At 46.8% G+C, this 13,934-nt stretch carries 13 protein-coding genes; 5 read left to right on the top strand and 8 right to left on the bottom strand.

Annotation, left to right across the window (positions count from 1 at the left end):
- Positions 1 to 289: 289 nt before the first annotated feature.
- Together dhaK and HP548_RS27925 are read right to left on the bottom strand one after the other, a co-directional pair.
- Positions 290 to 2,059 carry a dihydroxyacetone kinase subunit DhaK gene (gene dhaK, locus HP548_RS27930; protein ID WP_175383466.1) on the bottom strand — a complete coding sequence of 590 codons (1,770 nt, stop codon included), beginning with the start codon at positions 2,057 to 2,059 and terminating at the stop codon, positions 290 to 292.
- The gene (locus tag HP548_RS27925) at positions 2,060 to 3,202 is read right to left on the bottom strand and encodes a glycerol dehydrogenase (protein ID WP_175383465.1); all 1,143 of its coding nucleotides are present in this window, start codon (positions 3,200 to 3,202) and stop codon (positions 2,060 to 2,062) included. It abuts the gene before it with no gap.
- Positions 3,203 to 3,529: 327 nt separating this feature from the next.
- On the opposite strand from HP548_RS27925, the gene HP548_RS27920 reads away from it, so the two are divergent.
- Positions 3,530 to 4,561: a PocR ligand-binding domain-containing protein gene (locus tag HP548_RS27920; protein ID WP_175383464.1), complete on the top strand. Its 1,032-nt coding sequence runs from the start codon at positions 3,530 to 3,532 to the stop codon at positions 4,559 to 4,561.
- A gap of 140 nt (positions 4,562 to 4,701) precedes the next feature.
- Positions 4,702 to 5,691: an aldo/keto reductase family protein gene (locus HP548_RS27915; protein ID WP_076290402.1), complete on the top strand. Its 990-nt coding sequence runs from the start codon at positions 4,702 to 4,704 to the stop codon at positions 5,689 to 5,691.
- 52 nt (positions 5,692 to 5,743) lie between these two features.
- Here the strand turns inward: HP548_RS27915 and HP548_RS27910 are convergent, their stop codons facing one another.
- From HP548_RS27910 to HP548_RS27895, 4 genes are all read right to left on the bottom strand, one after another.
- A complete protein-coding gene (locus HP548_RS27910) occupies positions 5,744 to 6,634 on the bottom strand; it encodes a LysR substrate-binding domain-containing protein (RefSeq protein WP_175383463.1) in 891 nt (296 codons plus the stop codon).
- 32 nt (positions 6,635 to 6,666) lie between these two features.
- A complete protein-coding gene (locus tag HP548_RS27905; protein ID WP_175383462.1) occupies positions 6,667 to 7,137 on the bottom strand; it encodes an SMI1/KNR4 family protein in 471 nt (156 codons plus the stop codon).
- Between the two features lie 200 nt (positions 7,138 to 7,337).
- Entirely contained in the window at positions 7,338 to 8,438 is a 1,101-nt protein-coding gene (locus HP548_RS27900) for a threonine aldolase family protein (RefSeq protein WP_175383461.1), read from the bottom strand.
- 6 nt (positions 8,439 to 8,444) lie between these two features.
- The gene (locus tag HP548_RS27895; RefSeq protein WP_175383460.1) at positions 8,445 to 9,320 is read right to left on the bottom strand and encodes a LysR family transcriptional regulator; all 876 of its coding nucleotides are present in this window, start codon (positions 9,318 to 9,320) and stop codon (positions 8,445 to 8,447) included.
- 137 nt (positions 9,321 to 9,457) lie between these two features.
- Between HP548_RS27895 and HP548_RS27890 the strand changes: the two genes are divergently transcribed.
- From HP548_RS27890 to HP548_RS27880, 3 genes are all read left to right on the top strand, one after another.
- Entirely contained in the window at positions 9,458 to 10,447 is a 990-nt protein-coding gene (locus HP548_RS27890; RefSeq protein ID WP_175383459.1) for a quinone oxidoreductase family protein, read from the top strand.
- A 423-nt stretch (positions 10,448 to 10,870) separates the two neighbouring features.
- Positions 10,871 to 11,089 carry a hypothetical protein gene (locus HP548_RS27885; protein ID WP_246318253.1) on the top strand — a complete coding sequence of 73 codons (219 nt, stop codon included), beginning with the start codon at positions 10,871 to 10,873 and terminating at the stop codon, positions 11,087 to 11,089.
- Between the two features lie 104 nt (positions 11,090 to 11,193).
- Complete coding sequence (locus HP548_RS27880; RefSeq protein WP_053784134.1) at positions 11,194 to 11,982, top strand: formate/nitrite transporter family protein; 789 nt, start codon at positions 11,194 to 11,196, stop codon at positions 11,980 to 11,982.
- Positions 11,983 to 12,183: 201 nt separating this feature from the next.
- Here HP548_RS27880 and HP548_RS27875 read toward each other — a convergent pair whose 3' ends face one another.
- Both HP548_RS27875 and HP548_RS27870 read right to left on the bottom strand, forming a co-directional pair.
- A complete protein-coding gene (locus tag HP548_RS27875) occupies positions 12,184 to 13,170 on the bottom strand; it encodes a WXG100 family type VII secretion target (protein WP_099855393.1) in 987 nt (328 codons plus the stop codon).
- Between the two features lie 51 nt (positions 13,171 to 13,221).
- Positions 13,222 to 13,680 (bottom strand): acetyltransferase, encoded by a 459-nt coding sequence (locus HP548_RS27870; protein ID WP_409347682.1) that lies wholly within the window; start codon positions 13,678 to 13,680, stop codon positions 13,222 to 13,224.
- Positions 13,681 to 13,934 lie beyond the last annotated feature (254 nt).

Raw genomic sequence — 13,934 nt, 5'->3', positions numbered from 1 at the left:
CCACTATCCACGTTTAATGAAACGTTGGATATGGTTTGTACCTATGATTACACCAAAACGAGATGTAGTCATATTAATTTGGTATAGACACAAGAGCGAAACAGACAGAACGGACCTGAAGAAGCGGAGCGTGCTCCTTTATCACCGGATTTCTCCCTTCAGGGGAAAATCATTGAAATCCGGGGGTAAGAGAGATCGAAAGGTTTTCTGTCTGTGTAGTTCCTGAGTGTCTAAATCAAGTATGGTCTGCAATCGGATTGGCCAAGTGTAATCTCGTTGCACGCCATATTTATTTCATTGACTGGGATAGCTCTGTGAAAATAACACCCAGTGCATACGCTCCAGCATCCGGGTATCCCAGACTGCGATCGCCAACAGCACCCGCGCGGCCCATACGTGCCACGATGTCTTCTGTTTTCTTCGCACCTTCTACTGCCGCTTCGGCACCTTTGGCAAACGCCGTTTTGAAGTCATCTCCAGACTTCGCACTTTGCGTCCATGAGTCTGCACAAGGGACAAGTGCGTCAATTAATGTCTTGTCACCTACAACGGCACCACGTCCGAAGGAACGTTCACCTGTAGATTGAATCCCTTGCACTGCCGCCTGCATCATGTCAGCGAATTCTGCAACGTTCAATTGCTGCTTGTCACCAACGGCTTTGCCTGCTGCCCGAAATGCCGAACCCCAGATTGGGCCGGATGCACCGCCGCAGTATTCCATAATGACAAGAGAGCATGCATCGAGGAATGAACCGATATTCTTTTTCTCTTCGTTCACGATATGGTTCCATTCGCGTTTGAGCTGTCTAAAGCCCTTCGCTACGCTCATGCCAAAATCGCCGTCACCTGCATGGGAATCCAGTTCACAGAATGGTACTTCGTTCTTGATGATGATCTCACTCATCTTATCGATCAGGTAGACGATATTATCCAGGGAGAATTGATTGTTGTTGATTACAGCAGAAGATGCAGGTGTCTCCACTTCATAGGATACTGGCGCATCTTCAGTCACGACGGCTTCCAGTGCTTCGGAATATGTCACTTGTGCTACTGGAGGACCAGACACTTTGAAAGCAGGTGTATCACTTTCCTTAAACAACAACGTTTTCAGTTCATCGTCCAGTTTCAGGATGGTTACCGATGCGCCTGCCATATCGATGCTCGTCATGTAATTGCCAACAAACGTAGTGGCTACACCCAGACCTGAATGCTTTGCCAGCTCACGTTGAACCGAGTTGTTGAGCAGATAGAGCTCCTGCAACGGTGTAGCGCCAAAGCCATTGACGAGCACAGCAATCTCAGCGGAAGCATCGTTGTCCAGCTTCATGTCTGCAAGCAGCGCTTCAACCATGCGTCCTGCAAGCTCATCCGCAGATACCAATTTCTCGCGGCGAATGCCTGGCTCACCATGAATGCCTACACCGAATTCCATCTCATCTTCAGCGATTTCAAATGTCGGTGTGCCTTTGGCGGGCACGGTGCAGGAAGTGAATCCAAATCCGATGCTGCGAACGTTCTGGGCTGCTTTCTCGGCTACGGATTTCACCTCTGCCAGACTGCGGCCTTCTTCGGCTGCGGCTCCAGCGATTTTGTGCACCAGTACAGTTCCGGCAACGCCGCGGCGTCCTACCGTATACAGACTGTCTTGAACAGCAATGTCGTCCTCAACCCGCACATATTGCACGTCAATGCCATCTTCCTCTGCAAGATGCGCCGCATTCTTGAAGTTCATCATGTCGCCGCTATAGTTCTTGATGATTAGCAGCGTACCCTTATTGCTGGCTGTGGCCTTGATCGCCTGGTATACCTGAATCTGGGAAGGGGATGCGAATACATCTCCGCAGACCGCAGCATCCAGCATACCTTTGCCAACGTAACCCGCATGAGCAGGTTCATGACCACTGCCGCCTCCGCTGATGAGGCTGACTTTGTCCCCATTAATCTCTCTGCGTTTAATGACCTTATATTTTTTCAAAAATTCAAGCTCCGGGTGCGCCAGCGCAATCCCGTTGCACATTTCCATGACAACATTTTCAGCCTGATTGATAATTTTTTTCATTTATTTCGCCTCCCGGCGAGCTTTTTTGTAGTCCCGTCCCATACGGTCAGCAGCCGCAATGGCAGCAGCCACTTCAGGAACAGTAATCGGGAACGGCATGGCGTGAATGGATTCTTCCGGAATACATGCGATCTCGGCCACCTTCAACAACTCTTCCTGAGTAATGGTATCTACACCGATATCCGCCAAGCTTACAGGCAGTCCCACTGCGAGACAGAAGTCCATGACTTCATGCAGCTCTTCGGTTGGTGCATTTTCAAGGACGAGTTGTGCAATCGTACCGAATGATACTTTTTCACCGTGGAAGAAGTGATGTGTACCCTCCAGAACAGTCAAACCATTGTGGATCGCATGGGCTGCAGCCAGACCGCCACTCTCAAATCCAAGACCAGACAACAGAATGTTTGTCTCAACGATGTTTTCCAGCGCTTGAGTCACGACGTTGCTGTCACTGGCTACTTTCGCTTTTAATCCATCCGTCAGCAGCATTTCATAACACAGTTTTGCAAGAGCAAGTGCTGCATTCGTACCTACTGCGGATGGCGTGTATCCTTCACGGGAACCCATCGGCAGACTTGCGTTAACACGAGAGTACGACTTTGCTGTAGCTCTTGCTTCGAAGTACGTAGACAACGCGTCACCCATACCCGATACAAGGAAACGTGTTGGTGCGTTTGCAATAACCGTTGTGTCCACGAGAACAACACTAGGGCTTTGTTTGAAATACGCATAGTCATCAAAAGCACCTTCCGGCGTATACAACACAGCAGAGTGACTTGTTGGCGCATCCGTTGCTGCGATGGTAGGACAGATGATTAGCGCTTCGCCTTCTGCCACACATTTGGCTGCATCGATCGCTTTACCGCCACCGAGGCCAATTGTACATGTGCATCCTTTTTCTTTGGCAATTTCCTGGAGACGAGCAACTTCCTCGCGGGAACATTCCCCTCTAAAACCGCTTTCAACAAACGTAATATTGAATTTTTGTGCCGTTGCATCGAGCTTCGCCTTTACACGCTGTACATCATCCGGATGTGCGATCAGCAATGCAGATTCACCAAAGGATTTCACAAAGTAACCGAGGTTCAACAATTCGTCTTCGCCTTGCACATATTTCGTTGGACTAATAAATGCTTTTCTCATAATGATATAAACCTCCTATGGATGATATAAGTTCGTTTTCGTTTACTGCATAAATGTCCTGCATACCTTCAACATTAAATACTCACAATTAACCTAAATATATACCATGCATGTGAGGTTTACAGTGGATTTTGATAACAAATTATTATAATTTGCAATCGTAATTTTTTGCTTTTCAATGGAATCATGGTATCTTATTGTCATGCGATAGGTTAATTTTTGACATCATCTATACATTACCCGTCATTAACTCATCTTAATATGTACAACTTGCTAACTTTTAACGAACGAAATCATTCATCAGGTTAGCTATGGAGGGTTCCACCCATGATTAAAGAATATCTGCACATCAATAAAATCCTCGACCTGAATAAATGGAAGCGTCTACAGGATTCTCTTGCCACTGTGACCAAGCTGGCTATTCTAACCGTTGATTATAAAGGCATTCCCGTAACCAGCCATAGCAGCTGTCAGGCCTTTTGCCAAAATGTTCGCAAAGATCCCGAACTGCTCCCCTACTGCCAGAAATGTGATTCTCGTGGTGGTCTGGAAGCCGTTCGATTGAACGAACCTTATGTATATCTGTGTCATTTTAATATCGTGGATATCGCGATTCCAATCACCATTGATGGAAAATATATCGGTGCGGTAATGGCAGGACAGGTGAAGCTCGCTGACCCGGAGAAAGGGACGGAACTGGAACAGATCGTCACGTCCAAGAACGTGCCTATGCATGCTGCAAAGCTAAAGGAATTACAGGACGATTACGACCAGTTGCCTGTCATGACCTATGAAGAGGTTGTGAAAATTTCCAACATGCTTTCTTTACTCTGTAATTACATCGTGGAGGAAGCACTGAACAAAAATTTGCTGGTGGAAATGTTCGAGAAAGCTTCGGGTCATCAGGAGTCTCTGAATCTGTCCACTATTTTGCCTGGATACTCCATCCGTAATATTGAGTCGATCAAAAAAGAAATGACCAATGCGATTGCAGATGCCTATCTTAAAAACAGTCCAAGTGATACAGAGAGCTCCAGTCCGGTGCTCCAACCTGCCTTTGAATATATCCACAGTCACAAGAGTGAGCAAGTCTCGCTTAAACAAATGGCCGATCTGTGCCACCTGAGTCCAAGTTATTTCAGCAGGCTGTTTGCTAAGGAAACAGGTGAGAACTTCACGACTTATATTGCACGACTCAAAATCAAATGGGCCAAGCAATTGCTGGAAGTTACGGACATGCCCGTGTCACAGATCAGTGATGAACTGGGGTTCAATGAATCGGGTTATTTCATCAAAATATTTAAGAAATTCGAGGAGATTACGCCAGCCTTATATCGCGAATACATGCAGAAACAATGAGCACGTTTAGCCATACGTTTTCGTTACAAGAGAAAACTCAATGATATCTTTTTCATATTAAAGATGGGGTTAAAAGATATTTCACCTATTAATCTGCCATTGCTACAATGGAGTCCAGATTACTTAGGGAGGCGTCACGCATGGAATATCGCAAATTGGGAAACAGCGGTCTAACCGTCAGTGAGATTTCACTGGGCAACTGGATTACACATGGAGCACAAGTGGAAGATGGAACCGCAAAAGCTTGTGTCCGAGCTGCTTTGGAGGCAGGCATCACGACATTTGATACGGCAGACGTCTATTCCAACACCAAGGCAGAAACTGTGTTAGGACATGCTCTAAAGGAGACTCGAAGAGAAAGTATTGAGCTGTGTACCAAAGTCTGTCATCCAACTGGCTCAGGTCGCAACGACAGAGGACTTTCCCGCAAACATATCATGGAGGCCTGCAACGCTTCATTGCAAAGATTGCAAACCGATTATATCGATGTCTATTATGCTCATCGTTACGATCCAAATACGCCGCTGGAGGAAACATTCCTTGCGTTTGCCGATCTGGTTCGCCAGGGCAAGGTTCACTATATCGGAGTTAGCGAATGGACTGCGGCTCAGATCGAAGAAGGTTCCGCATTAGCTAAGGAGCTTCGCGTGCCTTTTATTGCGAGCCAGCCACAGTATTCCATGTTATGGCGGGTTATTGAGCAGGAAGTTGTACCAGCAAGTACACAAGCAGGTCTTGGCCACATTACATGGTCTCCCTTGGCTCAGGGCATACTATCTGGTAAATATATTCCGCACGAAGCACTGCCAGCCGGATCACGTGCAGCTGCCGAGGCTGGAGCACCCTTTTTCAATAATCTTGCTGGTCGGTGGTTACGTGACGACGTTCTGACTGCTGTTCAGCAGCTTATTCCACTCGCGAAAGAGATCGGGCTGACGCTCCCTCAACTTGCCGTCGCCTGGGTTCTTCAGCATCCGTATGTGTCATCCGTCATTATTGGGGCATCCCGTCCAGAGCAAGTCCTTGAGAATGTGAAAGCCTCTGGTGTTCAACTGGATCGGGACATCCTGTCCCGCATTGATGAAATATTAGGTGAATGGATTGAGAGAAACCCTGCCAAGACGGGTTAGTAGCTCTTCTTAAACTACTCTAACCATACTCTATAAGTTGAACTAATCATTTTCACGACAACCCTTCAACAATTTCATCTACAATATTCATAAAACGGGAAATCACTTCCTGATTCATGTCCGTCCGCCATGCCGTGTATAACGGTACGGAGGGCGGACTTTCTATTAGTGGTAGAAATACCACACCCCTCCGCTCGAACACATCTACTGAAGAAGGAACGATGGATATCCCCATGCCCGCTGCAACGAGATTCACAATCGTGTACATCTGAATGGCTTCCTGTGTAATACGAGGATCTACACCATGCTCCCTGCAATAATCCAGGATAAGACGATGGAACGGAGAGCCCAGATGCCGCGGGAATAAAATAAAATCTTCTTCCTCCAGCTCGGTTATTGACACCTGAGTCTGTGAAGCTAAAGGGTGATGGTCTGGCAGCACTGCGAGTAATGTTTCCGTCTGACAGACCCGGAACGACAAATCTCCGTTGTGATCCTGATACCGCAAAAATCCAATATGGATCTGTCCATTTGCTAGTGCCTGCAATTGTTGGGACGAGGTCATCTCACGCAACGTAAGTTCAATCTGCGGGTACGCCGCACGAAATTTCCTCAACACATTGACCATAATACTCCCCGAAGCCGAATCCACAAAAGCAACCGTTAAATGTCCAATGATGCCCTGGTCAGCCTTCTGCGTAAGCTGGATGGATCGCTCAAGTTGGGCCATGATCAGCCTCGCCTGTTCCAGAAATACGGCACCGGCTGCCGTGAGACGAACCATTTTTTTCGTGCGTTCCAATAGCTTCACGCCGAGCTCTTCCTCCAGATTCTGAATCTGCTGGCTCAGCGGCGGCTGCGTCATATTTAATTTCTCAGCCGCACGGTGGAAATGAAGCTCCTCCGCCACGGTGATAAAGTATCGTAATTTTCGAATATCCATTCGCCTGATGTACTTCCCTTCTGTCTGACCTCTTACTTCATCTGTTCCTGAACCCAAACGGCTGATTCAGCCAGCATCGTCATTAATTCATTAAAGTCCACGGCTATCTCACGAAGAGGTAGTTCTCCCGCATCGTGGATTAACATCAGAACCTTGCCAGAATTTTGATCCAGTATAGCAATGCTTCCTTCGCCAAACCCACCAATTGGAAATGGTTGCAGCTCAGCGGGCAACTCGTATTCCTTCTCATATTCACGGTATACTTCCAGGAACTCGGGATATGCCCAATTCAATTCTTTCACCGAATACAAGGCAGGATCGCCGAAGTTGCATGCACCAAATTCAAGCAAGAGCTCACGATACACTGCGGGCAATTTCACGTTATAGTTTTGCTCAAAATCCTCAATGCTCTGTTGCGTTTCAGGAGTACACCCTTCTCCCATTGTTGTATTGTAAGCTTCAACCAAAAGATCACGAATGGGTTCCAAACCTATCGACTCCACTTGAACTCCTCCTCTATAAATGAAAATCAATGAAATTGTGGTCCACGAATATGTTCACTATTAACGACGCGATGATACCAGAAGCTGCATTATTGCTGTTATTGCTGCATTAAAGTACCTTTCGTCAGCTATCCTTCTTTTCCTGCAACAAAAATGCCCTATCCAGCAAGTGGATAAGGCAGAATAAGCATAGCTTTATTTTAGTTCACATGTTTCCGTAGTTCTCCATCCAGCCATTGTAGCGCTGAATGCAGCTTGTCCTTGGGTACATTCTGATATCGATCCCCCGTTGACAATTCAAAGGCACAACTATGAGCACTGGTCTGCTGCAAGTATGAAGTAATCCCCAACCCGAATTGCTGAGTCATGGATGCCAGAATACGCTCCGCCTCGGCTTGGGCCAAGGGAATATGTACGTGAAACATATTGGAGACGGGTACTTCTGGCAATGTACGTATACCATGGCACGCATTCAACATGGAGGCGAGTTCCTTGGCCTGCTCATAATAAAGCCCCATTTTGCCAATTCGTTCATTGAAATAATATTGAGAACTAAGAATATACGGATATAGGCCAATCAGATCGCCGCCGTGCCGACGCTTCCATATTTTCGATTCTTGCATAACATCCGTATCTCCTGCCAATATAGCCCCAGCAATTCCTCCAATGCCTTTGTAAAAAGACACGTAGACACTATCGAACAGACTGCAAATCTCGGCGGGTGTCTTCTGATAATAAGGCGTGATTTCGAACAAACGTGCCCCATCCAGATGAAGCTTGATTCCACGTTCACGGCAATAGGCTGAGATCGCCTCCAACTCTTCATAGGCAGGCAATTGTCCACCAATCTCGCGTTGTGGCAGTTCAAGCAGTAGGCAGGAAATTTCCTCATTCATCCCCTCTACATCTTCCAATCGAATCAGTCGGTTCTCATCCGCCAGCAAAATGGATTCAATCTGATGTAACTCTTTCAGTCCGTCTTCCTCATGGATTTCCAGATGAGATAAAGGATGATAAGCTACCCGCTTGATGCCTTTGCGGTCACACCAGATACGTAAGGCGATTTGCTGTGCCATCGTACCACTGGGGAAAAATACAGCCGATTCCTTGCCCAGAACGTCAGCCATCTGCTGCTGGAATTGATCAATGATTTTACCGTTGCCATAATGATCACTATATTGTTCCCCATCCACCTGCTCCAGCGCTTCCTGAAGTACTTTGACTTTACGACTTCCGTGACCGCCTATAATAAACTCTGCCTGATTAAAAGCTTCCGCTAATGTTAACTCTGTATTCTTCAAGGTTATTTACTCCTTTGTTGTTCTGGTTTTTTGGTTCGTTACCATCTGCACCAGTGCACCCAGCGCTCCGTATTGATGCTCACTCCTGGAATGCACAAATCCTACTTCCAACCTGCGATATGGATCAGGCAAAGATAACACTGTAACCTCACCTCTCCTTTCGGCTTTCGTAACCGAGGATCGTGGGAGCAATGACACACCTATTCCCGCAGATACGCCATTCATAATGGTGTCCAGTGTTCCATATTCCGTAACGTTGAGGGTGTGCACGCCTTGATCTTTCAAAAAGGCTTCTGCCTGCGCGCGATGGGTACAGCCTACTTCAAAAAACAACATCGGTTTGCACAATAGAGCATGCATTTCATAGGTTCCGGGTTCTGCAATCAGTACCAACTCTTCGTCGTACACTTTCATATAGTTCAGCTCAGGGTGGTCGATCGGGCCATATACCAAAGCTCCATGCAGCTCATGTTGAATGACCTTCTGATTGAGTTCATGTGTCCCCCCTGTAATTAACGAATGCTGAACCTCGGGGTAACATAAACGATATTCAGCGAGCAGCGGCGTCAGATAACTGGAGGCAGCGGTCTCAATCGCACCAAGACGAAGCATCCCTGCAGGTGGATTTCCGATCTGCGTTGCCTGCTCCGCTTCATATAATAAATGTAATATTTTATCCGCATATCCCAGCAAATTCTCACCCGCTGGTGTGAGCGACATGCCTCGGTTGGAGCGATAAAACAGTGGTACTTGCAGCTGATCTTCCAACTGTTTAATTCGTGTTGTTACATTAGATTGCACATAATTCAGCGCTAATGCTGCTTTGCTGATACTGCCTTCGCGGGCAACCGCCTGAAATACTTTTAAATCTCCTGCATCCATGCCCTGATCACCTGCTTGTTATCTATTATCTGAATTGATACTGACATTCATTTTTGTTCATTTTACGTGAATCTGCCCCATCTGTACAATGAGGCTCAGTAGTGAAGTTTTTATATACACAAGGAGGAATTTTGTAAATGAAAGCTGTTATACACTCCGGCCAGAGCGGACTTGAAGGTCTTCAATATACAGAGTCAACATCTCGGGCACCGGAAGCCGGGGAAGTACAGATCCAACTGAAATCTGCTGGAATTAATCATCGTGATCTGTTCATCATGGCAGGACGTACATTCCAAGACTCACCACTCATTCTTGGTTCCGATGGAGCAGGTGTAATCATAGCGATTGGAGAAGGTGTAAAGGACTTATCCGTAGGTGATGAGGTCATTATCCACCCTACTCTCGGTTGGAACCACGCAGTAGACGTGCCCATTGTGCCCGATATTGTAGGAGGCCCTATGGATGGAACTCTCGCACAATATATTATGCTGCCTGCTAGAAATGCCTTGCCCAAACCCTCTCATCTATCCTGGGCGGAAGCAGGAGTGTTGTCCCTTTCGGCTTTGACAGCATACCGCGCCTTATTCACTCGTGGCGGACTTAAGCAGGGTGAACATATCCTTATTCCCGGTATTGGCGGCGGTGTAGCGACCTATGCCCTGCTCATGGCCGTAACTGCTGGTGCCAAGGTAACCGTTACATCCAGAAGAGAAGCCAAGAGACATGAGGCTCTGCGTCTGGGCGCTTTCCAAGCTCTGGACAGTCATGCAGACTGGAGTCTGCAGAACGATCTTGATCCTGTTGATTTCATCTTGGATAGCATCGGACAAGCCATGTTCCCCAAATATTTTGATATAATCAGACCAGGTGGTCGTATCGTGATGTATGGCGCAAGCTCGGGAGATGATCTGAATGTTCCAATCCGCTCCATCTTTTTCCCGCAAGTTAGCCTGATTGGCACCTCCATGGGCAGCCGTGAAGAGTTTGTCCAGATGCTGCAATGGGTGGAAGAACATAATTTACATCCTGTGATCGATAGCATATATCCACTACAGGACACAGCGAAAGCTTTCGAACGTATGGAAAAGGGAGAGCAGTTTGGCAATCTTGCTATACTCGTGGAGTGACATCTGGTTTAGATGGACCTTCCTTTAGATGGACCTTCCTTTAGATGGACCTTCATTAATTGGTACAAATCATTTTAAGATAATGGAGGAATCCATCTGACCCGTCTCGCTAAACGTACAGCCATTGTTCTGGTCGCAATTATACTTTTGTCCCAAATTCCTATGTTGAAAGCAACCTTTGCTCGAGGGATAACTACGCTATATTTGAACATAAAGTATCCGGAACGCTCCTATCAATACAGGGATTTCATCTTTGAATCTCATTTTGGAAGCTATTTCATTTCTTATGCTAATCAAGACGAGCAACTCATAAGCCTGATGCTAGAGCCCGAATTTTTACCGGTGATCGTTACGTATGATCCATTGGATCAACCCATGAAAGACTAAATTATTTACTCTATGAATCATTCAGGAGGTATCGACATGTCCAACCATTTGCACTTGGTAGAATTAGTTCGAAAGTTGATGAATGCCGAAGGAACAGAAAATGAACTGGATGAGATGCTAAACGAGCTACAGCAACAGATGCCTTATGCTGAGATCAGTAATCTGATTTTCTGGGATAATCGAGACCTGACACCCGAACAGATTGTGGAAGAGGCGCTGTCTGCTCGTCCAATCATTCTTCCGCCCAGTCCTTAGCCCATGTCCTATTAAATAAACATCACAAATTCAGGCCCTCTCTCCCCAACTTCCATATTTTCGTTATAATGTAAACAAGACATCAGGAAGACAGGAGGCGAATTATGGAAACGGAAGGTTTACGCAACGTAGAGAAGCTGGCGCTGAAGAAACACAAGATTTACAAACAAAGCTTGATCAGGTACCTTGCACGCTCCATGCTCGCCAGCATGTTTATCGGGTTTGGCGTCATCGTGGCGTTCAAGACGGGTAACTTCTTTTATATGGAGGATTCCCCTTTTACATACCCTATGGCGGCCCTCACGTTCGGCGCGGCAATTATTCTGATCGCCTATGGTGGCGGTGATTTGTTCACAGGAAATACGTTCTATTACACCTATGCAGCCTTACGCAAGAAACTGAAATGGTTCGAAGTGGTGAAGCTGTGGATTGCAAGTTACAGTGGAAATCTGATGGGTGCGGCGGTATTTGCCTTGTTAATCTACCTGACGGGTCTGTTCGATTCATCTCAGGTGAATGGTTTTCTGCTGAGTGTCGTAGAGCACAAGATGGAGGCACCAGCCATGCAGCTCTTCTTCCGGGGCATTCTGTGTAACTGGCTCGTATGTCTGGCGTTCTTTGTGCCAATGTTCATGAAGGAGAATGGTGCAAAAATGTTCGCCATGATGCTCTTTGTTTTCTGTTTCTTCATCTCGGGATATGAGCACAGCGTCGCCAATATGTGTACGTTTGCGATTGCGCTGGTACTGAACCATCCAGGGACGATCTCATTCGGCGGGGTTATTCACAACCTGATTCCGGTGACACTCGGCAATCTAGTGGGCGGCGTGCTGCTGATGGGTTTCATGTATTATGCGGTGAACAAACCGTTTCTGGACGAAGAGACACACTAATTTTTTGAAAAAAAATCCTCCTTACTACCCGGTCACCTGACCTTGGCTGGACGGTAAGCCAGACCACAAACACCCGCGCAACCTTTCGATCCTGTGATGAAGGTTGTGCGGGTGTTTGTTTATGGGCAGGCTCACTATGTGCCTGCCCTCGGTTATATCTGCCTTGTATCCGAATGGAGGCTACAAGGCTTGCTCCGTGGCTTAGTTATACTCACGCCACGGAATATATTCAATATCGTTGTCGCCACGCGTGACCACGATCATATTCTCGATTTTGCCCGTATCCTTGTTGGTTCGGTAAATCATCGTACGTGTCTCGCCTTCTTCCGGCACGGAGAACAGGAACTTGTCCGCAACAAAGGAGGAACCGAGCCCTGTCGCATGTTCTGTAAAGGCAGATCCGCTTTTGCTGGTCAACAGCAGGCCGATTCCATAAGCTGTAGCCGTTTGTGCTCCTTTGCCAAAGAGATGCTCCCCTTGACTGGTCGTATGGGTTTGTTCCCAATACTCGTATTTTTTCGTATCCTTGTTGTAATCCACGACGTTACCCTGTTTATCCAAGCTGATGCTGGTCGTTTCACCCTTGTCGCTTTTAACCTGATACGTACCTACAATCGAATCCTCGGTAATCTTCACCGTCTTGCCCGTGTTCGGATCAATCTGGTAGATTTCGTCCTCATATTGAAGCCGAATAACATTCATGCTGGCCTGAAGCTGCTGCGCAAGTTTCTCGTCACCCATCTCCTCGGCTTTCTTTAACATTTCCTCATAGTTTTTGTAATCCTCGGCGTCCTTCTTATCCCAATCCTCCATATTCTCCGGAGGACCTGACGTTTTGCCCGGGCCATCACCTTTATGTTTACCGAGGGACGTAAGAGTCTGTGCCGCAGCCAAAGCCACCATAAGAGCCTTGTTCACAACATCTTCATCTGTGGTGCGGAAACGCTCAGCAATTTTCTTGAGTTCCGACTGAATGGACAAGACCAGCTCAAGGACAGACTTCATTGTACCTTGAGCCGTTGCATAATCGTTATAAAAGCGTTCCCGCTCCATTCCGTCCCAATTGCTGCGCATGACACGGATCTGGCTATCCAATGTGGACATGAACCCCGACAATTGCTGATGTGCCTGGGCGAATTGCCCACTAACTGTATCCAGTTGTTCCGGTGTTACCTTAATCTGTGTCATCCTGCACACTCCTCTTCGTCATATTCCTCCTGTTTCGTGGTCCACCGATGATTATCTTGCAGCCTGATCTGCCTTAATCTCCAGATGCAGCAGCGGAAACGGATTACCGGAACCATCCAACTCAGAACGACCAATTTGTACAAATCCCATTTTCTCGTAGAATTGGGCCGCTCCAGCATTCTGCTCATTGACATCCACCTTGAGGTGACGGCCTTTGATGTTAAGGGTATGGTTGATCAGAAGACGTCCCAGACCCTGTCCGTGCTGACTGACATCTACAAACAACATCTCAATAAAGTTATCATCCAAACCGATAAAACCGACAGGTTCATTGTCAGCATTCAGCGCTTCCCATACCTCAACTTGTCTTTGCTGCAACACATCGCTCACTACTTTTTTATAAAACTGGATGTGATGTTCTTCCAAAAACGTGTGTGTTGCCCGAACGGCCCTCTCCCAAATCTCGACCAACTTGTCATGATCCTGTTCACGATATGAAGCGATTAACATGTCCAATGTATTCTCCTTTTCCTTTTCCATATAACGATTATGTAACCATCCGATCCTGCGATTGGATTTGGTTAATACATCAATTTTTATATCATTCTACGCATATTTTACCATGCCCAACACTCAATCTGTACCCACCATTGCCAATCTTGAGTCAACTCACTGCTGATTCCTTACCAAAAAACAGAAAGTAAAAGACAGCCCAAGACACCTTGGACCGGTGCTTCAGCTGCCTGATATTCGATAGGTTCATT

This window comes from Paenibacillus taichungensis (assembly GCF_013359905.1).
Classification (GTDB): domain Bacteria; phylum Bacillota; class Bacilli; order Paenibacillales; family Paenibacillaceae; genus Paenibacillus; species Paenibacillus taichungensis.
This window is presented reverse-complemented; position numbering and strand designations above follow the sequence as displayed.